Here is a 22,862-nt window from a genome sequence, read left to right on the forward strand (position 1 = left end):
TTGTCGCAGCCCCGACCCGCGGTCACGAGCGGGGGCTCCTGTCGTTTCCGTGCCCTCGGATTGGGTCATAGTGTCTGTCCGTTCTCTACCTGCGGCGTCGTCTTGCTCCGAATGCGGCCCGTTCGCTGTCGTTGCCGAAACATCGGCGATGCCGGAGTAGTCATTGGGGACGTTCATAAATGACTACTCAGGAATGAGCGTGGATAATCTCCCGGTTTTGGCCTGTGTGCGGGCTCAAAGTGGGAGATTATCCACGCTCGTTTTAATTTGCCTGGGCTGCGATGCCTATCTAATCGGCTCGGCGTCTTCCCTGAGAATCGAAAGATACTCTTCATACCCGTACTGCCGGTATCTCTGTCTTGACTCGTCGAGAGGACGGAGGATACCCAATTCTTCAAATGATTTGACGAGCGAGCTCGCGGTACTCCTGCCGATATCGAGTTGGGCAGCGATGAATGCGGTGTCGACGATGGGGTGCTCTTCAAGAATGCCCAACAGCCTTTGCCCGTTTGCAGCAGTCCTTCCGAGATTTTCGGTAATGGTTGCTGTGGAACGGTTATGGAGGTCAACAAGGTTTTTTAAGGACCCTACCGAGTCCTTCGCACTTTCGAGAAGACTGTTGCAGAAAAACTCTATCCATTCCTCGTAAGTGCCTCTCTCCCTTACGGATGTGAGTTGCCGGTAGTACTCGCTTCGATTTTTCTTGAACTGGAACGATGGATAGAACAAGCAAGAATGAAGAACGCCATCATTGATGAGCATAAGTGTAATGAGAAGCCTGCCCAGGCGACCGTTTCCGTCTAGGAATGGATGGGCAGTTTCAAATTGGTAATGGACGAGCGCCGCCCGCACAATCGGATCCATTTCGACTTGAGGCTCATTGATAAAGCGTTCGAGGTCCTGGAGCGTGTTACTCAAATCTTCAATGTTTGGAGGGACAAACGATGCGGTTGCAATGGTGCAGCCTGAGGGGCCAATCCAGTTTTGTGAGGAGCGCAGCTCGCCTGGATTCTTCTCCGTTCCGCGCACTCCGTCCAGCAGGACCGCATGAACTTGCCTAAGAAGTCTCGTGCACAAGGGCATCTTTTTGAGCAGTTCTACGCCGCGGTCGACAGCACGGACGTAATTCACGACGTCTGCGACATCTTTATGATGGAGTTGTGTTTGCGATGGACTAAGTAGGTCGTCAAACGTGCACTGGGTTCCCTCAATTTGCGAAGAAAGGAGTGCTTCTTTGCGCACGTACATTGTCAGATACATGTCGGCGTTGGGAACAAAGTAGAGCATGCCTTCAAGCTCTCCAAGCTTTCGTGAGCATGCGGAAAGCGTGCGATAGGTTTCCTCGGTGAGGTTTAGCTGCCTCAATGATTGCAAGGGCGTTGGAAAAAACGAATAGTAAGCCAATTTCCCCGATAGATTATTGCGGAGCGTTCCCTGGCCGTTCTCCTCGATTTGCATCGCGCCCTCCATATCTTTAGTGCCGGAAACTCGTTATTAGGCTAATCATATCAATTCTAATAACGAGTTTAAGGATTAAATAGTTATTAGAATTGATGTAAACAATCTAATGATGAGAAGTCGTTATTACTTGACCATGGAGCTCGGCTTGGTACAAGGGGGGTTATCCAAAATGAGAGCGGATAATCTCCCGTTTTTGGCTCGGTGACGGCCTCAAAGTGGGAGATTATCCACGTTCGCTAGTTAAGCGTCCAAAAATCCACACTCGCCAAACGTACCAAAAAGGACAGGTTTATTTTGGCACGCTTCGGTCGGCGTCAGGAAGTGTTAGGGACAAGGCGGCGACAGGACTCGAGAGCGAAAAGAAGTGTCGGGTTTGGTGCGCCCGCTTCTGCCCGTCCCGTGCGCGGGCGATACCCGGCTTATCGACCAGCGATGCAAAGGAGATGCTCGTCCCACGAGCACTACCGGGAAGGGCTCGCGATTCGAGTCCCCACCTTAGCATTTGAACCATTTGGCACTATAATTATCGTAGGCATGCGCACAACGTTGCGCTTAATCAAGAGGAGAAAACGTATGGGTCTGTTTGACATGTTCAAGAAGAAGGCTGAGCCCGCGGCTGCCGCTGCTCCGGCCTCTATCTCTGCTTCTGCTGGCGCCGACGTGCTGTGCTCGCCCGTCAAGGGCAAGGTCATCAAGATGGCTGACGTGCCCGATCCCGTCTTTGGTGGCGAGGTTCTGGGCAAGGGCTGTGCCGTGTGGCCCGAGGACGATCTGGTCTACGCTCCCTGCGACGGTAAGGTGACCGTCACCATGGGTCACGCCGTGGGCTTGCAGTCCGATAGCGGCATCGAGGTTCTGGTGCACGTTGGCGTCGATACCGTCAACATGAACGGCGACGGCTTCGAGGGCTTCGTCAAGGCCGACGACGTCGTGAAGGCCGGCCAGCCCATTCTCAAGATCGACCGTGCCAAGATCGCTGCTGCCGGTTACAAGGACTGCGTCGTCGTGGCCGTGTCCAACACCGCCGAGTTTGCCGATGTCGAACTCGCCGTCGAGGCCGACTCCGCTGTCGCCGCCGGTGACGCCATCGTTAAGGTCGTCCGCAAGTAAATTGCGGCATCCAAAGGATGTGCAAGGGTGGTCGGGTTTTCCGGCCACCTTTTTTATTGCACCGCGGGAAAGCGTTTTATTGCACGTTGGGCGGGCTTGCAAACCGTTCGGACGCTAAAACGAACCGACCGTGCCTTCGCGTTGCCGAGGGTGTTCATAAGCGGATAGTATGGGCTTACTTATTACAACGTGCGCCGCGTCTGGGAAGCGCAGTGCCGCTCATTGGGAGGAACAACATGAAAAAGAAGCTGCTGCTTGCACCCCTCATGGCCGTCTTGGTTGCATGTGTGGTCGTGCTTTCCGGCTGTGGAGGTCCTTCGGTTGAGGAGCTCATCACCGAGGATCTTACGACTCAGTTTGACGAGGTCAAGAACGGTGGCGACGACTTCCTCTCTGGTCTGGAGGAGGCTTCGGGCGACGAGTTCGAGCAGCTGGGTATCGATCCCAAGGAGTATGCCAAGACCTATCTCGAGGGCTTTGACTACAAGATCGGCGACGTGACGGTCGACGAAGACAAGGGTGTCGCGACCGCCGAGGTCTCCATCGCCTGCAAGTCTATGAACAAGATCGTCGAGGACTTCTCCACCCAGTATCAGGAGAAGGTCGCTGCGCTTGACACGGTTCCTTCCGATGACGAGCTGTACAAGATGGCCGGTCAGGTTATGGTCGATGTGACCAAGGCCACCGAGCCCAGGAAGACCACGGTTATCTTCAAGTACACCTGCAACGACGATGGCGAGTGGTCTGCCGACGACTCCGTCAACTCCGAGATGATGGATGCAATGCTGAGCTAGGGGGTTACGCGGTTCTACGAACCGCGTAACCAGTTGACGCTGCGCGCCGCCCAGGACGACAATTTGTCATTCAAAAGGCGAGGCATGACCAGAAGGTCTATGCCTCGCCTTTTTCATGCCAACTTGTTCGTCCTGGACGTCGCTCGCTGTCCATCCTCTACCTGCGTCGTTGCCATGGTGCGGCGCTTGTAGTCATTGGGGACGTTCTTAAATGACCAGGCGGCAGTTGGGGACACTCCTTGTGCCAGCGTTGCATCGAGTGCTTGGGAAACCGCGACCCGGTTTTTGGCCGAATAGTGGGTCGCATTTTCCGGATGGGGTGGGTTGCGGAAAGTGCGACCCGGAATATTGTTCTGAAACGGGATGCGGTTTCCCTGATGTGCCTCAAACGGAAAGCATATCCCATTCCGGAGCTCCAAAACGGGATGCGCTTTCTGCGCGGAAGAATTGTCGCAGCTGCGTTAAGCAGTGTCGCTCGTTACTCGCCCAGGATCAGCGCTGCGAGCTCGTCCTGGGTGTCCACCACGTAGTCGGCGCCGGCGGCTTCCAGCTCTGCGCGGCCGCGGAAGCCCCAGCTGACGCCCGCACTCTTAAGGCCGGCGTTGTGACCGGTCAGGATATCGACATTGGAATCGCCCACATAGAGCGTGGTCGACGGATCGGCGCCTAGCTCTTTCATCACATGCAGTGTAACAGGCGCCTCGGGCTTGGGCGGAAACGCATCGACGCGGCCCTGCACCAGCGCAAAGCGCTCGGAACCAAAATACTTCTCGATAAGCGGAGCCGCCGAGACGTGGTCCTTGTTAGTGAGCACGGCAAGTTGCACACCCGCGGCGCGCAAGCGGTCGAGCATCTCGATCGTGCCGGCATAGGGGGCGGTGTGGTCCTCCTTGTGCTCGCCGTAGTAAGCCCTAAACTCGGCAAGCGTCTGCTCAAACATGCGGCCGTCGCCCGCATACTCGGCGGGCATAAAGCGCTCAACCAGCTTGAGCATGCCGTTTCCCACCTTGTAGCGGTACTCGTCGACGGCAAACGTAGGCCAGCCGTGCGTCTCGCAGGTATGGTTGCCGGCGGTCGCCAGGTCCTCGAGCGTGTTGAGGATGGTGCCGTCCAGATCAAAAATCACATGGGAAAAAGCTGCTGCCATGAAAGCTCCCGTCATTGGGTTCCAAAACGCACCTCATAATACTGGGCATGCGTGCCGGGCATGTTTGGAATCTGAATATCTTTAATAGCCCTGAGCCTTTGTCGTTAGCAAATCCTCGGCAGCTGCTCTCCCACGAGCATGTCGAGGATGCGGGTCGAGCCCCAGCCGGTGCGCACGCGCACGGCGGGACGGGCGCCCTCGGCAAGTGGCAGCACGCGACCGATGATGGCGGCGTTTTCGCCGTAGTGGGCGGCGCGCATGGCGGCTAGGGCCGCATCGGCCTGCTCGGCCGGCACGACGGCAACCATCTTGCCCTCGTTTGCCACCTGCAGCACATCGTAGCCGAGCATCTCGCAGGCGGCCTGCACGTCGGGACGCACGGGCACGGCATCCTCGTCGACCTCCATGGCAACATTGCTGGCCTGGGCAAACTCGTTGAGTGTGGACGCCAGGCCACCGCGCGTGGGGTCGCGGAAGCAACGCGTGCCGGGTGCTGCGGAAAGCACATCGGCAATCAGGTGGTTGAGCGGCGCGGCGTCGCTTTCGATGGTGCTCGAAAACGCCAGACCCTCGCGCTGACTCATGATGGCGATGCCGTGGTCACCCAGTGTGCCCGACACCAGGATGACGTCGCCGGGCCGGCAGTTTGCGCCGCTGAGCGCCACGCCCGCGGGTACCTCGCCCACACCGGCGGTATTGATATAGACGCCGTCGGCCCCGCCGCGCTCGACCACCTTAGTGTCGCCCGTGATTATGGACACGCCCGCTTCGTGCGCCGTTTCGGCCATCGTCTGCACAATCTGGTGGAGCTTATCCATGGGATAGCCCTCTTCGAGGATAAAGCCGCACGATAGGTAGCGCACGTTGGCGCCCGAGGTCGCGACGTCGTTGACGGTTCCGCATACAGCGAGGCGGCCGATGTTGCCACCGGGGAAGAACTGCGGCGAGACTACAAAGCTGTCGGTCGACATGGCGATGCGCCCGCTCGCGGGCAGCGCGGCGACGCCGGCGTCGTTGCCTTCGAGCAGCTCGGGCGACCCAAAGGCATCCAAAAAGACCTCATCGATGATGCGCTTCATCATCTGTCCGCCGGAGCCGTGGCCCAGCAGGACGGTGCTATCGGTAACGCTATGGGACATATCGAAAACTCCAATCGTGGGTGGAATTATATGGGTGAGGCGCAGCGTCGACTGGTCCGCCGTTCGTTAGAACGGCGGAACCTATTAGCCTCGGTAGCGGAAATATGCTGCGCAGCTGCCCTCGGAGCTCACCATGCAGGGGCCGACGGGATGCTCGGGCGCACAAGCGTGGCCGAACAGGGGGCAGTCGCTCGGCGTAATGGCCCCGCGCAGCACGTCGCCGCAGCGGCACCCGCGTGGCTCGACCGTCGGCTCGATGGACACGTCAAAGCGCATGCTGGCATCAAAGTGCGAAAACTCGGGACGAATGGCGAGTCCCGAAGCCGCAATCGATCCCAGCCCGCGCCACGTGGTATCGCACGGCTCAAATACCTGCTCGACCAGCTGGCGCGCTACGGGATTGCCGTCGGCATTGACGCCGCGACGGTAGGCGTTGTCAATCGCCGGCCTGTCCTCGACAACCATCTGGACCAGCATGCAGATGCCCTGCAGGATATCGACGGGCTCAAATCCCGTGACCACGCCCGGGGTATTGAATTCGTCGACCAAAAAGCCAAAGGGGGCCAAGCCCGTGATGGTGGCGACGTGGCCCGGCAGGATAAAGCCGTCGATGGCGGTCTCGGGGTCGTTGGCGATGGCGCGCAGCGCCGGCGGCGTGGTCTTGTGGGCGCAATAGACCGAGAAGTTCAAAAGCCCGCGTGCCTCGGCCTCCAAGATGGCGACGGCGATGGTGGGCGTCGTAGTCTCAAAGCCCACGCCCATAAAAATGACCGGGCGATCAGGGTTTTGCTCGGCAATGTCGAGCGCGTCGAGCGGGGAGTACACAATGCGAATATCGCGCCCCGCCGCCTTTTGCGCAGCGAGCGAGGTGGATGATCCGGGCACGCGCATCATGTCGCCAAAGGTGGTGATGATGGCGCCGTCTATGTTGGCGAGCGCGATTGCGTGGTCGATGTCGCGGTTGGCGGTGACGCAGACGGGGCAGCCCGGGCCGCTCAGCAGCTTGAGCCCTGCCGGCATAATGGAGCGAAAGCCATAGCGCCCGATGCTCACGGTATGCGTGCCGCAGACTTCCATAAGGTTGATGGTGCGGTCGCCGACAAGCTCATGAATGCGCTCGATGAGCTCGCGAGCCAGCTTGGGATCGCGGAATGCCGAGAAATCGATACCGGAGCGAGCCGGCTGCTCGGGCGCCACTAGTAAGCCTCCGCCGGGTTGGTGGCCAGCTGGTCTTCTTCGACCAGCTCGGACATGGCATTAACAAGCTCGAGCGTTTCCTGTGCTTCCTGCTCGTCGACAATCTGGATGCCAAAGCCGGCGTGTACGAGAATATAGTCGCAAACCTGCGCCGTCGGCACGAGTCGCAGCGACACGGGGCGCTCGATGCCCATCATGTCGACGGTGGCCTTGAGGCCGTCGTCGCGTTTGACTACTTTACCGGGAACGGCAAGGCACATATTGTTCCCCTTGTATACGCTTTGCGCTGGATGAGCGCTCAATAATCCATCAGTTGATGGTAGCGCTCGCGGGGTTCGCGGGCAAACGCGTTACGCCTGTGAGACGGCGGCTTGCGGGCTGGCCGAACAGCCTATTGTGGCGCGACCTGTGCGAGGCGAGTGCGTGCGACTGCTGCCTGACCGTAGGCGATGCAGCCGTCATTGACGGGTACGGTGTGGGGGACAAGGACAGTAAAGCCTGTGCTTTTGAGCTCGCGGGTGAGAAGCTGAAGCAGAAGTCGGTTCATGAACACGCCGCCCGAGAGCGCGACGGTGTCGATGCCCTCGTGCACGCAGATATCGCTGGCGATGCGCGCCGAGGAGCGCGCGACGGCGACATGGAAGTCGAGTGCGAGCCTGTCGGCGGGCGCTCCGGCTTCAATTCCTCCCAAAAGTGCCTCAAAGAGTGCTTTCTGGTCCAGAACATAGGGGCCGTCCAGCCACGATGGGCCAGATGCGAAATAGCCGGCGTTGTCGTCGGGAAAATGGGCGATTTCGTTGTCGAGCGCGCGCCAGGCGGCGGCTTCGAGTTCTATGGCGGGTTCGCCCTCGTAGGTTGCCTTGTCGCAGATGCCCAGAATTGCTGCCGCGGCATCAAAGAGACGCCCCATGCTGCTGGTACGCGGGCTGTTGATGCCGCGCTCGATCATGGTGGCTGTCACGCTGCGCGTTTGTTCGTCGAGGCTGTCCAAAAGCCGAGCGGCACCTGGGTGCTCGAGCAGGCCGAGCTCACTGAGCAGGGCGAAGGCGTTGCGGCGGGCGTCGCGCACGGAGGCCGCCCCACCGGGGAGCGCCCAGGTGCGCAAATGCGCGGCGCGCTCAAAGCCGCCAAGGCTGGCAACAAGAAACTCGCCGCCCCAAATGGTCCCATCGGTGCCGGCGCCGGTGCCGTCAAAGGCGATGCCAAGGACGCGCGCGTCGGTTGTAAGCTGGCCCGCGGCGATGGCTTCGGCCATTATGCTCGCGATATGCGCATGATGGTGCTGCACCTCGACGAGCGGCAGATTGCATTTTCGCGCCTGCTCGCGCGCCCACTGGCCCGATAGATAACTGGGGTGTACATCGCAAGCCAAGGCGGCGGGCACCAAATCAAAGAGATCTTCCAAGCGCGTGCGCGCAGCGTTCCAGGCATCGAAGGTCCCGCCGTTTTCAACATCGCCGATATGCTGCGACACAAAACAGGTTGCCTCGCCGCTCGTCCCTTCACGCGTGAGCGCAATCGTGGCCTTTTGTTGTGGCCCGCAGGCGAGCACGCAGGACGGAGCGCCGTCGAGCTCCGGCAGCGGCAACGGCCGAGGCGCATATCCGCGAGCGCGGCGCACGGGCATAATGGCGCCGTCGACCACGCGCACTACAGAGTCGTCGTAGCGCGAGAGGATCGCGCGGTCGTTACCGAGCAACGCGTCGGCAATGCCGGCGGCAACGAGGTGTTCCCAGGCAAGGTCGTCGTCGGTCTCGATGGGTTCTTCGCTCAGGTTTCCGCTGGTCATGACGAGCGCGTGCATACCGCGGGCTTCTGCCGCGGCAAGTAACAGATGCTGAAGCGGGGTGTAGGGGAGCATAACACCGAGCTCAGGAAGGTCGCGCGCGACGGACGGCGCGAGCGCGAGGGCGTCGGGGGAGCCGCCGCTCTCGCAAACAGCACGTCGGCGCAGCAGCACAATGGGACGGATACTGCCGGCGAGAAGCTCGCGCTCAGCGTCGTCGATATGACACAGGCGCTCGGTATCAGCAAGACTGCGTACCATGACGGCAAGTGGTTTGTTGCTGCGGCGTTTGCGACGGCGCAACTCGGCCACCGCCTGCTCGTTGGCAGCGTCACAGGCTAGATGGAATCCGCCCAGGCCCTTGATGGCGACGATGCCACCGCTGGCCAGCAGCTCAACGCAGCGCTCGATGATAGCGTCGCTGGCCTCGCGTGTGGTGCCGACGGCCGGTGTCGCGGACGAATTCCCGCACGCATTGCCGTTTACAGCCTCGCGCCACGTAATATGCGGCCCGCAATCAAAGCAGGCATCGGGCTGCGCGTGAAAACGCCGGTCGAGTGGGTCGACATACTCCGCAGCGCACTTGGGACACATGGGAAAACAATCCATCGACGTGGCCGCTCGGTCATAGGGCAGCGATCGGATGATGGTAAAGCGTGGGCCGCAGTTAGTGCAGTTGATAAAAGGGTAGTGATAGCGTCGGTCGGCGGGATCGAACAATTCGCGCAGGCAATCGTCGCAGGTAGCGATGTCGGGCGAGACGAGCGTCGTGTGCGCGGTCTGGTCCTGCGATGCTACGATGCGAAAGCCCTGTTCATCGGCGGCATCCCAACCGTTGGCTACCAGGTCCACAACCTCGACATGCTCTACGCGGGCTGCCGTAGGCGCATGCTCAGAAAGCGCGGCGACAAATCCGTCAACCGCCTCGGCACAAGCGTGCGCCTCGATATGCACGCCGTCGCCCGCATTGAGCACCCATCCGCAAATGCCATACGCAATGGCCTCGCGATACACAAACGGCCGCATGCCAACGCCCTGCACAATGCCCGTCACATGAATATGCACATGCCGCATGCGACACCCCTCATCAAAACCGACCAAAAAAGGACAGGTTTGTTTTGGTAGGTAAAACGCTAAACCTGCCAAAACAAACCTGTCCCTTTTTGGCAGGTGCGCTGCGGGAAATCCCGCTACAGCCCCAGGCTCTGCTTGGTGGCGGCGCACGTGAGCTCGCCGTGCTTAACGCCGCGCAGGCCCAGCAGGCGATCGGCTAGTTCGTAGACGCGCTCGCCGCGACCCTTGAGCGCCAGAATCTCCAAGCAGTTGTGGTGATCCAGATGCACGTGCATGGTCGATACGATCTCGTTGGTGTAGTCGTGCTGCACCTCGTCCAGACGGCGCGTCAGATCGCCGGTGTGATGGTCGTAGATCATGGTGAGCGACCCGATAACGTGCTCATCGGGCGTGCGCATCTGCTCCTTGGCGATCGAGGCGCGAATCAGGTCGCGCACGGCCTCGGATCGGTTGGCCACGTCGCCGCGGCGTGCGATCTGCTCGTCAAAACGGCGCAGCAGGTCGTCGGGTGCGGTAACCGAAAAACGGACCAGCTCGGAGCCGGAACCACTACAGTGGCAGCCCGCGTCACCGTCCGCCCCGTGCGGATGCTCGTGCTCGTGCCCGCAGCTGTGCTCGTGTTCGGCCACCTTACACCAGCTTCACGGAGCCGACGGAGTTGTGGTCGGCCTCGATGGCCTCTTCGTAGCCCTCGAGCGCGTCATGCGCCTCGTGCAGCGCGGCCATGGCGGCCTCGAGCTTGGCGCCGATGCGCTCCATGTCAAAATTCTCGGTCGCATGCAGCAGCTGATGGCTCCACTCGTGAGCGAGCTCGATGGTGTCGTCGACCTGCTTGACGCTCATGGCAAGCTGGCTCATGTTCATTCCGACGTCATGCATGGAAAATCTCCTTTTGTATGGGGCAGTTCAGTGGTTCAGATTTTACTACGCCCGCTCTGTGCGCAGCTGCATAAGAAAACGGGTGCGAGTCTGTGCGACCCGCACCCGTTCACTGGGGGCTGTTTGTGACTACCATACTATCCGTGGTTGCACTCGGTGCATCCAGAAGTCCGGCGAGCGGTGCAAAAGCGCTCATGGACGGCAGGCAGACGGCAACATGTAACAAGCGTATTACAGATGCTTCTCCAGCAGCGCCTGCAGCCTCGCCTTGGGCAGAGCGCCAACCGAGCGGTCAATCTCCTCGCCGTTCTTAAACACAACCAGCGTGGGGATGCTCATGACGCCATACTTCATGGCCAGGTCCTGGTTGTCGTCGACGTTGCATTTGGCAACGGCAAGCTTGCCCGCCAGCTCATCGGCAACCTCGTCAACGATGGGCGAGAGGGATCGACAGGGCCCGCACCACGGTGCCCAAAAATCGACCAGCACGGGCAGACTGTCGTTAACGATGGAATCGAAGTTCTCGGGGGTAATCTGATTAATGTCAGCCATGGTGACCTCCATAATGCGACGCGGCTCGGCCGCGTAAAACTCAGTACGACCGTGCTTATACCCAGCCGCCCGCAAAGCAACCACTCGCGGGCAGCTCTTTTATATAATGGTGGGCACGCAAACGATTGGAGAGCGCATGTCCACGTCACAAAGCCAGAAAAAAGAAGCCATCGCCCAGGCGGCCGAGCAGGAGCTCGCATCGCTCGCGGGTCGCGGCGTGCGTATCGCGGGCAACGCGTGCTCGCCGATCGTACTAGTCAAAGGCGACTTGGACGAGGCCGAGCGTTCGGGTGGCGAGCTTGCCGCCGGCCCGGATGGCGCGGCGTTGCGCAAGGCGCTTGGGGCCATCGGCTACGCGCCCGAGGATTTTTGCGTGCTGGCAAGCGTCGCCGGCGTGGGTGACGGAGCGGTCGCGGTGGGCGAGGCTCTGCCGTGCGAGCTGTTCCGCGAGGCGCTCGAGGCCTTGGACCCCGAGGCGGTGCTACTGCTCGACAACAACGCGGCCGATGCCATGCGCGAGACCTACGCCGATATGCTCGTGGCGATCGATGACTTCGACACCGCCATGCTCAAGCCCGGCCTGGTCGCCCATGTGCAGGGCCGCCGCGTGCTCGCGCTCGACGGCTTTGAGGCGGCACTCACCGACAAGGCCGCTAAGCAGCGCATGTGGGCCTATATCAAGCAGCTGACTCCGGCGACCGCTCCGCTGTAGCGGATTGGCGCCGGCGAGCGATTGCCTGGCGGGCAAGGCACGCCTCGAGATCGGCGCCGCACTTCTACATCACAGCGCGCAGCTCAAACCGATCGCCGTTAATGCGGAACTGGCAGTTACCATTCATGCGTTCGACGGCAAGCTTAATGCTCTTGGTTCCAAAGCCGTGTCCGGTGTGCCCGGCTACGGGCATGCCGTCGACCATGCGCGGCGCGCGGTCAAACGTATTGGAAACTAACAGCAGCAGCTGGCTGTCCTCTAATCGCAGGTCAAGGTCGACGAATCGCTTTCCTTGGGGTGCGGCGCTTGCGGCGGTGATAGCGTTTTCCAAGGCATTTGAGAGCACGCTAAACAGGTCGGCGTCGCCTACGTGGATGGTTTCGGGTACGGCGGCGCGCAGGTTGGCGGTAATGCCGTTTCTATTGATATCCGAGTTAAATGACGAAAGCGCGATGTTTACGGTCTCGTTGGCGCAGAAGCGGCGTACGGCGGTGCGATCGCCGGCTTCGCAGAGTTCATCGATGCGTTTGAGCGCCTCGTCGGTGTGGCCCTCCTCAATTAAAGCGGCCAGGCCGCGTAGGAAGTGGCGCATGTCGTGGCGCAGAATCGACAGCTCGCGCCCAGATTGACGCCAAGCCTCGAGCTCTTTGATGGCGGCGCTGTCGCGGGTCTCGAGCATCCAACGCTCTCGCTCGGCGGTTTCCTTTTCTTCGTATTCGCGCAGGTAAACGGCAAGAAACATAAGATAGAAGGCACAGAGCGCAAATGCCAAAAACTCAACCGTCACCACCGAGCCCGAGTGGAACAGCGTGGTGTAGACGTTGGTGGCATAGTCAAAGACGTAATAGACGAGCGGCAGGATTAAAAGGATGCCCAGCTCGGTGGTGCTTTTAATCGCCAAGCGCGGACCGATGTCGCCGGCCCAATGCAACAGGACGGCAAAGACGGCGAGTGTGGTCGCGATACGCGCCAGATAGTACGCAATCTGCGAATCGGTTGCGGCAAAGGCGGCGATGCCCATCCAATTGCTGAACTGGCAGCTCAGATAGGCACTCGTAATGCCGAGCGCGGCAAGCAGCGGGCTCAGGCGGTAGCGCGCACACAAATAGATGATGAGCGGCAGATGCACGACGAGCGGATATACCTGGCGGGCGAAAAGCTCGCCGCCGACGGCATTGGCGAGGCCAAATGCGCATCCGGTTACGGCACCGACCAGCACCAGTTCAAGCGCATGACGCCGGTTGATCTCGATACCGCACAGCGCCGCCGAGGCAAAGACGCCAAAGAGTAGCGTCGTGGCGTGGTGGATTGCCCAAAGGATCATTTCGACCGAGGAGACCATCAGCGCCTCCCGCCCTCAAAGCGCACCGCAAAGTAGGCGTCTTGGAATCCCTGCTTGCAGCTGCGCGAAAGCGGGATGCACGCGCCGGAGCGCATGACGATGTCCGTGCGATCGAAGTGGTCGATGTTGCGCAAGTTGACCTGGTAACTACGGTGGCATTTAAAGAAGGTGGCATTTTGCGCCAAACGGTCCTCGACGCTGCGGAACGACTCGAGTGCCTCGATGTCGCGTCCGTCGCGCAGGTGGAAGACCACGTGCTTGTTGCGCGCCTCGGCATATTCGATGTCGGACAGGCGCAGGGCGTGGTAGCCAAAGGAAGTTTTGATCACGAGCTCGTCGGTTGCCGCCGGGCGCATGCTCGAAAGCTCGTCGAGTAATCGCGCTAGGCGTTCGTAAGTCACGGGCTTGAGCAGATAGTCGAAGGCGCGGACCTCGTAGGATTCCAGCGCGAACTCGGGCGACGAGGTGAGGAACACCAGGCGCACGGCGGTGTCGGCCTGGCGCAGTTCGCGTGCGGTGTCCATGCCGTTGACGAGCGGCATGATCATATCGAGCAAGATGATGTCGGCGCGCGATGCGGCATGGCGGGCCAGCAGGTCCTCGCCGCGCGTGACGAGCGCAACATCGACCGCCGTGCCCGTCTCGGTCGACCAACGGTCGATCATCCGGTGCAGTCTATCTAGAAAAGCGACATCATCGTCGCAGGCAATAATCTTGAGCATTCGGCCCCCTTAAGTAGTTCGATTTTGCCACATCGGGCACGCGCCGCTTGCGGGGGTGCGGACCGTTTGCGCCCCACGGCGTGCAGCTCGCGCCAAGCGGTGTTGCGGTGGCGAAAGATGCCTCCTGCGCCATCGAGAGCTCAGCTATCCTCAGCTTGCCAGTTCGAAAATGGACCTGCCACATGATTGAATCTTTATTTCAACTTTACACCTAGGTTTACAGCTGTCTTGTCAGCTGTAAACCTAGGTGTCATACTAAAGCCCCAAGATTCGCCAAAAGAGAGGGGCCTTGATGGCACAGAGCGCGAACATGGATGCATCGGAGCTTGCACGCGATATTGCGGCCGGCCTGGCATCGGCAACGACGGCAACGGAGCGCGCGGCGCTGGTGCCCGCAGAGCTCGTCGAGGCCATTCAGCAACTAAAAACCCAACGTGACGCGGTGATCCTAGCGCACTATTACGTGGCGCCCGAGGTGCAGGCCGTGGCTGATTACGTCGGCGACAGCTTCTACCTGGCTAAGCTCGCTAAAAGCCTGCCGCAGCAGACCATCGTGCTGTGCGGCGTGGAGTTTATGGGCGAGAGCGCCAAACTGCTCAATCCCACTAAGACCGTGCTGCTGCCCGAGCCGGGCGCGGACTGTCCCATGGCGCACATGGTCAAGCGCGAGACGGTCGACGCGGCGCGCGCCGAGTACGGCGACGACCTGGCTGTCGTCTGCTACGTCAACTCCACGGTCGAGATCAAGAGCTGGAGCGACGTGTGCGTCACCAGCTCCAACGCCGTCAAGATCGTGTCCGAGCTGCCGCAGCAGCATATCCTGTTCATTCCCGACCAAAACCTCGGTCGCTTCGTAGCCGAGCAGGTGCCGCAAAAGCACGTCATCCTCAACAACGGCTACTGCCCGCGCCATCACATCATCACCGTCGAGCAGATCGTCGACGCGACGGAGGCCCACCCCGACGCGCTCGTGCTGGCGCATCCTGAGTGCAAGGCCGACGTCCTGGCCGAGGCCGACTACATCGGCTCCACCGCCGGCATCATCAAGTATGCCGAGGAGTCCGACGCGAGCGAGTTCATCATCGTGACGGTCCGCGGCGTGCTCTACGAGCTCGAGCGCCGCTGCCAAGGCACCGGCAAGAAGTTCTACTTCCCCGCGGTGCAGCCCACCTGCGTCAACATGGACTTCATCACGCTCGAAAAGCTCGTGCGCTGCCTGGAGACGGGCGAGGGCGAGGTGCAGATCGGCGTGTCGGACGAGGCTGCCGACCAGGCAAAACTCACGCTCGACCGCATGCTCGAGTACGCGGCGCGTTAGAACGATGTGACATAAGGGGCAGTCCCTTATGCCACATTACAAGGGAGAGGATTCCTGTGGAAACCAAACAATACCCCGACATGGAGTGCGACGTCGTTATTGCCGGCTGCGGCGTAGCTGGCTTGTACGCGGCTCTCAATCTGCCGACGAGCACGCGCGTGATCATGCTCTCCAAGGGCGCTGTCGACGAGTGCGATTCGATGCTCGCGCAGGGCGGCATCTGCGTGTTGCCCGAGGGCTCGGACTACGATGCCTTCTTTGAGGACACCATGCACGCCGGCCACTACGAGAACCGCCGCGAGAGCGTCGACATCATGATTCGCTCGAGCCGCTCGGTCATCAACGACCTGCTAGCGATGGGTGTGGATTTTGAGCGCAAGGCCGATGGCAGCCTCGACTTTACCCGCGAGGGCGCGCACAGCCGTCCGCGCATTGCCTTCCATGCCGATATCACCGGCAAGGAGATTACGACCAAGCTGCTCCAGGCCGTTCGCAAGCTGGATAACGTGCAGATTTTGGAGCACGTGGCCATGACCGACATCCTGACGGCCGTGCGCGATGGGGCCACGGTGTGTGCCGGTGTCGTCGTCGTTTCCGTGGACGAGGACAACTCGGTTCGTCCCGCCGACGAACTGGCAAATGCCGCCGAGGGCGTGCATGCCGGCGAGCCGTTTAAGATCCATGCCCGCCACACGCTGTGGGCGACGGGCGGCATCGGTGGCGTATACGACCACTCGACCAACTACCCGCAGCTCACGGGTGACGCCTGCTACATCGCTCAGGAGCATGGCATTAAGATGGAGCACCTGGACTACGTGCAGATTCACCCCACGGGACTGTTCTCGCCGCAGCCGGGCCGCACCTTCCTGATCAGCGAGAGCTGCCGCGGCGAGGGCGCGATTTTGCTCAACGCCGCCGGCGAGCGCTTTACCGACGAGCTTCAGCCGCGCGATGTGGTCGCTGCCGCCATTCGCGAGCAGATGAAGCAGGATGGCACCGAGCACGAGTGGCTGAGTTTTGCCCCCGTCGAGCGCGATGTGGTGACCGGGCACTTTGCCAACATTCGCGCGCGCTGCCTGGAGGACGGCCGCGACATCTTGGACGAGCCCATCCCCGTTACGCCCACGCAGCACTACTTTATGGGCGGCGTATGGGTCGATAAGGACGGCCGCACCTCGATGCCCGAGCTCTACGCCGCGGGCGAGACGGCCTGTAACGGCGTTCACGGCAAGAATCGCCTGGCTTCAAACAGCCTGCTCGAGGCGCTGGTCTGGGGTCGTCGCGCCGCGTGGTACATGCGCACCGGCGAGTCGCTCGCAGTGGAGCAGGCGGGCAATCCCGCGCTCGATGGCCGTCATCGCGCCCTGAGCGCCGACACCCTGGCAATCGATGATTTGGCCCGTGCCGCCGGCACGCAGGCCGTGGAGGAGTAGACCATGAATCCCATTACCATGAAGCTCGTCGTCGATGATCTGATTCTGCAGGCCCTGCGCGAGGACATCACGTTTGAGGACGTGAGCACGGCGAGCGTGTGCCCCACGGCGCGTCCCGCCACGGTGGAGCTTATCGCCAAAGCCGATGGCATCATCGCCGGCCTGGACGTGTTCGCTCGCACCTTTGAGCTGCTGGATTCGCAGAGCTCGGTGCTGCTCGACGTTGCCGATGGCGACGAGGTGCACGCCGGCGACCATGTGGGTCAGGTGCGCGGCGACGCGCGCGTGCTGCTTTCGGGCGAGCGCGTGGCGCTCAACTACCTGCAGCGTATGAGCGGCATCGCTACCTATACGCACAGCATGGCCGCGGCGCTCGAGGGCACCAAGACCGTGCTTGTCGACACGCGCAAGACCACGCCGGGCATGCGTGTGTTTGAAAAGGCGGCAGTCGAGATCGGCGGTGGCAGCAACCACCGCTATAACCTGTCGACGGCTGTCATGCTCAAGGACAACCACATCGACGCCGCCGGTGGCGTGGCACGCGCGATCGAGATGGCGCGCGCCCATGCGTCGTTTACCACGACGGTCGAGATTGAGTGCGAGAACCTGGACATGGTGCGCGAGGCCGTGGAGGCCGGCGCCGACATCATCATGTTCGACAACATGACCCATGACGACATGGCCGCCGCTATCGAGCTTATCGCCGGTCGCGCCAAGACCGAGTGCTCGGGCAACGTGGACGCCAACAACATTCGCGCCCTGGCCGACCTGGGCGTTGACTTCATTAGCTCGGGCGCCCTGACGCACTCCGCGCCGATCCTCGACCTCTCGCTTAAGCACCTGCGTCTGCTGGACGGTAAATAATGAACGCCCGCGAGCGTCGCCGTGCCATCATGGCCGTGCTCGAGGGAGCCAAGGGACCCGTATCGGGCAGCGCGCTTGCCCACGAGGTGGGTGTGAGCCGCCAGGTCGTGGTGCAGGACATCGCCCTGCTGCGCGCCGATGGGCACGATATCGTGGCGACCAACCGCGGATACGTGCTGCAGGAGGCCCCCAGCAGCCCCGCCGTGCCTACGCGTCTTGTTAAGGTGCGCCACAGTGTGGAGCAGGCGGGCGACGAGCTCACGAGTATCGTCGACGCGGGTGGCGCCGTGCTCAACGTGATCGTCAACCATCGTGTGTACGGCAAGATCACGGCCGACCTGGACATCCGCAACCGTCGCGATGTTGAGCGCTATCTGCGCGATATCGAGAGCGGCAAGAGTTTCCCGCTACTAACGGTGACGAGCGGCTATCACTTCCATCGCATCGCGGCGGAGGACGAGCAAACCCTCGACGAGATCGAGGTCATGCTCAAGGAGAAAGGCTACTTGGCGGAGCTAATGCCCTACGAAGACGATTTGTCCTAGTAACGACGAATGCAAAAGGAGGCCTCCGCGGCGATGCGGAGGCCTCCTTTTTTGTGCACGGTGTACTTTTGAGTGTGCAAGTGGGGGAGTTGTTACTCCTCGACGATCTCGGTGATCGCGCCGGCGGGGCAAGCGTCCTGGCAAGCGCCACAGGCGACGCAGGAGTCCTCGTCAGCGACGGTAGCGACGCCCTGGAGCTCCAGAACGCCAGCGGGGCAGGAGTCGACGCAAACGCCACAAGCGATGCACTCGTCGGCATCAATTACGGGATGAGCCATGGTAGTTTCCTCTCTGTTGACCGACGCTACAGACGATGCGCGCCGGTTTGATTCGGGCAAAAACATACCACGGGAGCGACCGTTTGCAATACCCTCTGGCCGGCATCTTCATACCGTTCGCCGAGTATGCCAAGGTTTACTAAAAAACGTGCAGGTGGGGCCGTTGAGCTGCGCAAATGTTAGCTAAAGGTGACTTGAAATATTGAGCTATTGAGCGCGCCTGCGGAAAGGGCATCCCGTTATTTGGCCGAAAACCGGGTCGCAGTTTCCGGTTAGGCCCGCTAGCGGAAAATGCGAGCCGGTATCAGCTCTCAAAACGGGATACGGTTTCCGGTTGAGTCTTCAGACGGAAACTGCGACCCGGAATCCACGCTCAAACCGGGACGAGCTTTCCACAAGGCAGCCCCAGGCGCCCCCGGACCCAAACCTCAGCCATCTCTACATAGATCTCGATAGATTTGCCGAGAACTCAATCAGCGCATCTACCTGCGCATTTAAGAACCTAAACTCTCAGCAATAAGAAATCTTATATGAATTGACTTAGATTTTGTATATTCCGACCCATAAGGGGATACACTACATCCTGAAAGACAAGCCGAAACACCGCTCGGCAGACCGTCGAGGCGGCGCGAACGCACAAGAGAGAGGGAATTTCTAATGAGTAAGATTCTTGGTATCGACCTTGGTACTACTAACTCCGCTATGGCCGTCCTCGAGGGCGGTTCTCCGACCATCATCGTGAACGCCGAGGGCGACCGCACCACCCCGTCCGTTGTTGGCTTCCGTGCTGACGGCGACCGTGTCGTGGGTAAGGCCGCTAAGAACCAGGCTGTCACCAACCCCAAGAACACCGTGTTCTCCATCAAGCGCTTCATGGGCCGCAAGTACTCCGAGTGCACCTCCGAGATCAAGACCGTGCCGTATGAGGTCAAGGAGGGCCAGGGTGGCCGTGCCGTCGTCAACATCGAGGGCAAGGATTACACCGCCGAGCAGGTGAGCGCCATGACGCTCGCAAAGATGAAGGCCGACGCCGAGAAGTATCTGGGCGAGACCGTCACCGACGCCGTCATCACCGTCCCGGCCTACTTCAACGACGCTCAGCGTCAGGCCACCAAGGATGCCGGTAAGATCGCCGGCCTCAACGTCAAGCGTATCGTCAACGAGCCGACCGCTGCCGCTCTTGCCTATGGTCTGGACAAGCAGGGCACCGACCAGCGCATCCTGGTCTTCGACCTGGGCGGCGGCACCTTCGACGTCTCCATCCTCGACCTCGCCGACGGCGTGTTTGAGGTTCTGTCCACCTCGGGCGACAACCACCTGGGCGGCGACGACTGGGATCAGCGCGTCATCGACTGGATGGCCGACAAGTTCCAGCAGGAGAACGGCGTCGATCTGCGTCAGGACCCCATGGCCCTGCAGCGTCTGAAGGAGGCTGCAGAGAACGCCAAGAAGGAGCTCTCCGCGGCGCAGCAGTCCACCATTAACCTGCCGTTCATTACCATGAACCAGTCCGGCCCGCTGCACCTCAACTACACGCTGACCCGCGCCGAGTTCGAGAAGATCACCCGCGACCTGCTCGAGCGTTGCAAGCAGCCTGTCACCAACGCCCTGCGCGACGCCAAGCTCAAGCTCTCCGATCTGACCGAGGTCATCCTCGTCGGCGGCTCCACCCGTATGCCCGCTGTCCAGGATCTGGTCAAGACCATGACCGGCAAGCAGCCCAACATGTCCGTGAACCCCGACGAGGTCGTTGCCGACGGCGCTGCCGTCCAGGGCGGCGTGCTCACCGGTGACGTCGAGGGCATCCTGCTGCTCGACGTTACCCCGCTGTCGCTGGGCGTCGAGACCATGGGCGGCATCATGACCAAGATGATCGACCGCAACACCACGATCCCGACCTCCAAGACCGAGGTCTACTCCACCGCTGCCGACAACCAGACCAGCGTCGAGATCAACGTGCTCCAGGGCGAGCGCGAGCTTGCCCGCGACAACAAGTCGCTCGGTAAGTTCCAGCTGACCGGTATCCCGGCTGCCCGCCGCGGCGTGCCGCAGATCGAGGTCACCTTCGACATCGACGCCAACGGCATCGTCAAGGTCTCCGCTAAGGACAAGGGCACCGGCAAGGAGCAGCAGATCACTATCTCCGGCTCCACCGCTCTGTCTGACGACGAAGTCGATCGCATGGTCAAGGACGCCGAGGCTCATGCCGAGGAGGACAAGAAGCAGAAGGAAGAGGTCGAGGTCCGCAACCAGACCGATAGCCTTTGCTACTCCACCGAGCAGACCCTCAACGAGCTGGGCGACAAGGTTTCCGCCGATGTGAAGTCCAAGGCCGAGGCCGCTATCGCCGACGCCAAGAAGGCGCTCGAGGGCTCTGACGTCGAGGCCATCAAGGCCGCTGGTGAGTCCCTGCAGTCCGTGGCCTACGAGCTGGCTCAGGTTGTCTACGCCGACGCTCAGCAGCAGACCGACGGCGCCGCCGGTGCCCAGCCTGCCGACGATGACGTTGTCGACGCCGACTACGAGGTTGTGGACGACGAGGACAAGTAATCATGTCCGCCCGTAAAGCTCGCATGGAGGCGGCTGCCGCTGGCGCCGCCCCCGTTGACTCTGAGGAGAAGGACGTGAAGATTCCCGTAGAGGCCGTCGACGATACCGAGGTCAACGAGACCGAGGCCGCCGAGGCTGCCGAGAACCAGGTAGAGGATTCCAACAAGGAGGCGACGATGACCGAGGACGAGATGGTGGAAGCTGCTATCCGCGCCGGTGAGGAAGCCGCCGATAACGACTTTAAGCTCAAGTTCGAGCAGGCCCAAAAGGAGCTCGCCGACGTGCGCAGCGAGCTCGATGCTGCGGCAGAGGCCCAGAAGGCCGCCGAGGACAAGGCAAAGGACGCTACCGAGCGCACCGCCCGCCTGCAGGCCGACTGGGAGAATTTCCGTCGCCGCACCGCCAACGAGCGCATTGCCGAGCGCGAGCGCGCGACCGAGAAGCTCGTCACTGCGCTGCTGCCGGTGGTTGACGATATCGAGCTTGCAATCGACCATGCCCGTAGCCAGGAGCTTTCCGACGATTTTAAGCAGTTCGTCGATGGCGTTGACGCGGTGCATGCCAAGCTGCTTGATGTGTTTGCGCACGAGGGCGTTGAGCCCATCGACCCCAAGGGCGAGGCGTTCGATCCGCTCGAGCACCAGGCCGTGGGGCGTGTCGAGGACGCATCGCAGTACGACGAGACCGTCAACGACGTGTACCAGAAGGGCTACCGCATGGCGGACCGCATCCTGCGCTCCGCGATGGTGACGGTGACCTACGGTGGCGATAAGCGCCCCGCACCGGAGCCCGAAGCGGCGCCCGAGGATGCCGCGGCCGATACGGCCGAGAGCGCCGAGGAGTAATTGAGAAGGGCCCCGGGGCAACACCCGGGGCCCTTTCTGGCCTAGTGCCATATGAAAGCATGAGCCGCCGTCCGCAGGGGCGGCGGATATAACAGGAGAGGAGCTACGATGGCTGCAGGCAAAACCTTCTATGACATCCTGGGCGTATCCAAGAGCGCCTCCGACAAAGAGATCAAGAGCGCGTTTCGCAAGCTCGCGCAAAAATATCACCCCGATGCCGGCGGCGACGAGGCCAAGTTTAAGGAGATTAGTGAGGCCTACGAGACGCTTTCGGACGTGAAGAAGCGCAAAGAGTACGACCAGATGCTCATGTTCGGCGGCATGCCGGGCGCGGGCGGCGCGTATAGCGGTGGCTACGGCGCCGGTGCCGGCGCGAGCGGTTGGGGCGATATCTTCGACAGCATCTTCAGCGGCAACGGCGCCTGGGGCAGCGACTGGGGCTCGGGCTTTGCCGGTGCCGCGGGTGCTGCCGGTGCGGGCGCGGGCCGCAACCGCGCACGCAAGGGCGGCGACCTGTCGCTGACCGTCGATGTGACGGCCGAGGACGCGTTTCGCGGCGTGACGCACAAGGTTACCTACCGCATTCCCTCGACGGGCGAGCAGCAGACCATTACGGTCTCGGTGCCTGCGGGCGCGGTCGACGGAGGCAAGCTGCGTTACAAACGTCGCGGCGAGTACGGCGTTGCCGGCGGCGAGCGCGGCGACCTGGTCGTGACCACGCACGTGGAGGAGCATCCGCTGTTTAAGCGCAAGGGTGCCGACGTGACCATGGAGGTGCCGATCTCGGTCTACGAGGCGGCGCTCGGCTGCACGGTTGATGTGCCCACGCCCGGCGGCGCGACGGTTCGTCTGAAGGTGCCCGCTGGCACCCAGACGGGCAAGAAGTTCCGCTTTAAGGAAATGGGGGCGCCCGACGTTAAGCACCGTGGCCGCACGGGTGCGCTGCTCGTCGAGATCAAGGTGCAGGTTCCCTCGAACCTGTCCGACGATGAGCGCGATGCCATGACCAAGCTGCGCGAGGCCGACACGCGCGATTATCGCGAGAAGGTCAACCGTTACAAGGCGACGTTCTAGGGCGGTCGTGGCGCACGCCCGCGCCCGCGGGCTTATGATG

Annotated in this window: 22 protein-coding genes; 10 read left to right on the top strand and 12 right to left on the bottom strand. The window is 61.4% G+C overall.

The window, feature by feature from the left end; translation table 11 throughout:
• Positions 1 to 285: 285 nt before the first annotated feature.
• Positions 286 to 1,458, bottom strand: coding sequence for a Fic family protein (locus ACESUZ_RS05630; protein WP_035136612.1), 1,173 nt, complete (start codon positions 1,456 to 1,458; stop codon positions 286 to 288).
• Between the two features lie 576 nt (positions 1,459 to 2,034).
• Between ACESUZ_RS05630 and ACESUZ_RS05635 the strand changes: the two genes are divergently transcribed.
• Together ACESUZ_RS05635 and ACESUZ_RS05640 are read left to right on the top strand one after the other, a co-directional pair.
• Positions 2,035 to 2,571: a PTS sugar transporter subunit IIA gene (locus tag ACESUZ_RS05635; protein WP_055285321.1), complete on the top strand. Its 537-nt coding sequence runs from the start codon at positions 2,035 to 2,037 to the stop codon at positions 2,569 to 2,571.
• 236 nt (positions 2,572 to 2,807) lie between these two features.
• Entirely contained in the window at positions 2,808 to 3,365 is a 558-nt protein-coding gene (locus tag ACESUZ_RS05640) for a hypothetical protein (protein WP_368144668.1), read from the top strand.
• A gap of 478 nt (positions 3,366 to 3,843) precedes the next feature.
• On the opposite strand, the gene ACESUZ_RS05645 is transcribed toward ACESUZ_RS05640, so the two are convergent.
• The 8 genes from ACESUZ_RS05645 to trxA all read right to left on the bottom strand — a co-directional run bounded on the left by ACESUZ_RS05645 (position 3,844) and on the right by trxA (position 11,139).
• Positions 3,844 to 4,512, bottom strand: coding sequence for an HAD family hydrolase (locus ACESUZ_RS05645; protein ID WP_373198945.1), 669 nt, complete (start codon positions 4,510 to 4,512; stop codon positions 3,844 to 3,846).
• A gap of 104 nt (positions 4,513 to 4,616) precedes the next feature.
• Positions 4,617 to 5,651, bottom strand: a complete 1,035-nt coding sequence (gene hypE, locus ACESUZ_RS05650; protein ID WP_373198946.1) for a hydrogenase expression/formation protein HypE — start codon at positions 5,649 to 5,651, stop codon at positions 4,617 to 4,619.
• Positions 5,652 to 5,735: 84 nt separating this feature from the next.
• A complete protein-coding gene (hypD, locus tag ACESUZ_RS05655; protein ID WP_373198948.1) occupies positions 5,736 to 6,848 on the bottom strand; it encodes a hydrogenase formation protein HypD in 1,113 nt (370 codons plus the stop codon).
• Entirely contained in the window at positions 6,848 to 7,108 is a 261-nt protein-coding gene (locus tag ACESUZ_RS05660; protein ID WP_373198950.1) for a HypC/HybG/HupF family hydrogenase formation chaperone, read from the bottom strand. Before ACESUZ_RS05660 ends, hypD begins: the two co-directional genes overlap by 1 nt.
• Before the next feature lie 131 nt (positions 7,109 to 7,239).
• Positions 7,240 to 9,708 (bottom strand): carbamoyltransferase HypF, encoded by a 2,469-nt coding sequence (gene hypF, locus ACESUZ_RS05665; RefSeq protein ID WP_373198951.1) that lies wholly within the window; start codon positions 9,706 to 9,708, stop codon positions 7,240 to 7,242.
• A 116-nt stretch (positions 9,709 to 9,824) separates the two neighbouring features.
• Entirely contained in the window at positions 9,825 to 10,337 is a 513-nt protein-coding gene (gene nikR, locus ACESUZ_RS05670; RefSeq protein ID WP_373198953.1) for a nickel-responsive transcriptional regulator NikR, read from the bottom strand.
• 1 nt (position 10,338) lies between these two features.
• Positions 10,339 to 10,587 (bottom strand): hypothetical protein, encoded by a 249-nt coding sequence (locus tag ACESUZ_RS05675; RefSeq protein WP_006235225.1) that lies wholly within the window; start codon positions 10,585 to 10,587, stop codon positions 10,339 to 10,341.
• A gap of 231 nt (positions 10,588 to 10,818) precedes the next feature.
• Positions 10,819 to 11,139: a thioredoxin gene (gene trxA, locus ACESUZ_RS05680; RefSeq protein ID WP_035137123.1), complete on the bottom strand. Its 321-nt coding sequence runs from the start codon at positions 11,137 to 11,139 to the stop codon at positions 10,819 to 10,821.
• 136 nt (positions 11,140 to 11,275) lie between these two features.
• Between trxA and ACESUZ_RS05685 the strand changes: the two genes are divergently transcribed.
• Positions 11,276 to 11,851: a hypothetical protein gene (locus ACESUZ_RS05685; protein WP_373198955.1), complete on the top strand. Its 576-nt coding sequence runs from the start codon at positions 11,276 to 11,278 to the stop codon at positions 11,849 to 11,851.
• A gap of 64 nt (positions 11,852 to 11,915) precedes the next feature.
• Here ACESUZ_RS05685 and ACESUZ_RS05690 read toward each other — a convergent pair whose 3' ends face one another.
• Together ACESUZ_RS05690 and ACESUZ_RS05695 are read right to left on the bottom strand one after the other, a co-directional pair.
• On the bottom strand, positions 11,916 to 13,175 hold the full coding sequence (locus ACESUZ_RS05690; protein ID WP_373198957.1) for a GHKL domain-containing protein: 1,260 nt from the start codon (positions 13,173 to 13,175) through the stop codon (positions 11,916 to 11,918).
• Positions 13,176 to 13,192: 17 nt separating this feature from the next.
• Positions 13,193 to 13,915, bottom strand: coding sequence for a LytR/AlgR family response regulator transcription factor (locus ACESUZ_RS05695; RefSeq protein WP_373198959.1), 723 nt, complete (start codon positions 13,913 to 13,915; stop codon positions 13,193 to 13,195).
• 292 nt (positions 13,916 to 14,207) lie between these two features.
• Between ACESUZ_RS05695 and nadA the strand changes: the two genes are divergently transcribed.
• From nadA to ACESUZ_RS05715, 4 genes are read left to right on the top strand one after another with little or no spacing between them, the layout of a single operon-like run.
• The gene (gene nadA / locus ACESUZ_RS05700; RefSeq protein ID WP_373198960.1) at positions 14,208 to 15,233 is read left to right on the top strand and encodes a quinolinate synthase NadA; all 1,026 of its coding nucleotides are present in this window, start codon (positions 14,208 to 14,210) and stop codon (positions 15,231 to 15,233) included.
• A 56-nt stretch (positions 15,234 to 15,289) separates the two neighbouring features.
• Positions 15,290 to 16,666 carry an L-aspartate oxidase gene (locus ACESUZ_RS05705; RefSeq protein WP_373198961.1) on the top strand — a complete coding sequence of 459 codons (1,377 nt, stop codon included), beginning with the start codon at positions 15,290 to 15,292 and terminating at the stop codon, positions 16,664 to 16,666.
• Between the two features lie 3 nt (positions 16,667 to 16,669).
• A complete protein-coding gene (nadC, locus tag ACESUZ_RS05710) occupies positions 16,670 to 17,530 on the top strand; it encodes a carboxylating nicotinate-nucleotide diphosphorylase (protein ID WP_373198963.1) in 861 nt (286 codons plus the stop codon).
• Entirely contained in the window at positions 17,530 to 18,075 is a 546-nt protein-coding gene (locus ACESUZ_RS05715) for a transcription repressor NadR (protein WP_373198964.1), read from the top strand. The genes nadC and ACESUZ_RS05715 overlap by 1 nt, the downstream gene beginning before the upstream one ends.
• A 92-nt stretch (positions 18,076 to 18,167) precedes the next feature.
• On the opposite strand, the gene ACESUZ_RS05720 is transcribed toward ACESUZ_RS05715, so the two are convergent.
• Positions 18,168 to 18,353 carry a DUF362 domain-containing protein gene (locus ACESUZ_RS05720; RefSeq protein WP_373198966.1) on the bottom strand — a complete coding sequence of 62 codons (186 nt, stop codon included), beginning with the start codon at positions 18,351 to 18,353 and terminating at the stop codon, positions 18,168 to 18,170.
• 657 nt (positions 18,354 to 19,010) lie between these two features.
• Here ACESUZ_RS05720 and dnaK point away from each other — a divergent pair.
• The 3 genes from dnaK to ACESUZ_RS05735 all read left to right on the top strand — a co-directional run bounded on the left by dnaK (position 19,011) and on the right by ACESUZ_RS05735 (position 22,822).
• Positions 19,011 to 20,903 carry a molecular chaperone DnaK gene (gene dnaK, locus ACESUZ_RS05725; RefSeq protein ID WP_373198968.1) on the top strand — a complete coding sequence of 631 codons (1,893 nt, stop codon included), beginning with the start codon at positions 19,011 to 19,013 and terminating at the stop codon, positions 20,901 to 20,903.
• A gap of 2 nt (positions 20,904 to 20,905) precedes the next feature.
• Positions 20,906 to 21,748, top strand: coding sequence for a nucleotide exchange factor GrpE (locus ACESUZ_RS05730; protein ID WP_373198970.1), 843 nt, complete (start codon positions 20,906 to 20,908; stop codon positions 21,746 to 21,748).
• A gap of 108 nt (positions 21,749 to 21,856) precedes the next feature.
• Positions 21,857 to 22,822: a DnaJ C-terminal domain-containing protein gene (locus ACESUZ_RS05735; protein ID WP_373198972.1), complete on the top strand. Its 966-nt coding sequence runs from the start codon at positions 21,857 to 21,859 to the stop codon at positions 22,820 to 22,822.
• Positions 22,823 to 22,862 lie beyond the last annotated feature (40 nt).

The sequence above is a fragment of the Collinsella aerofaciens ATCC 25986 genome (genome assembly GCF_964239575.1).
GTDB lineage: Bacteria > Actinomycetota > Coriobacteriia > Coriobacteriales > Coriobacteriaceae > Collinsella > Collinsella aerofaciens_BQ.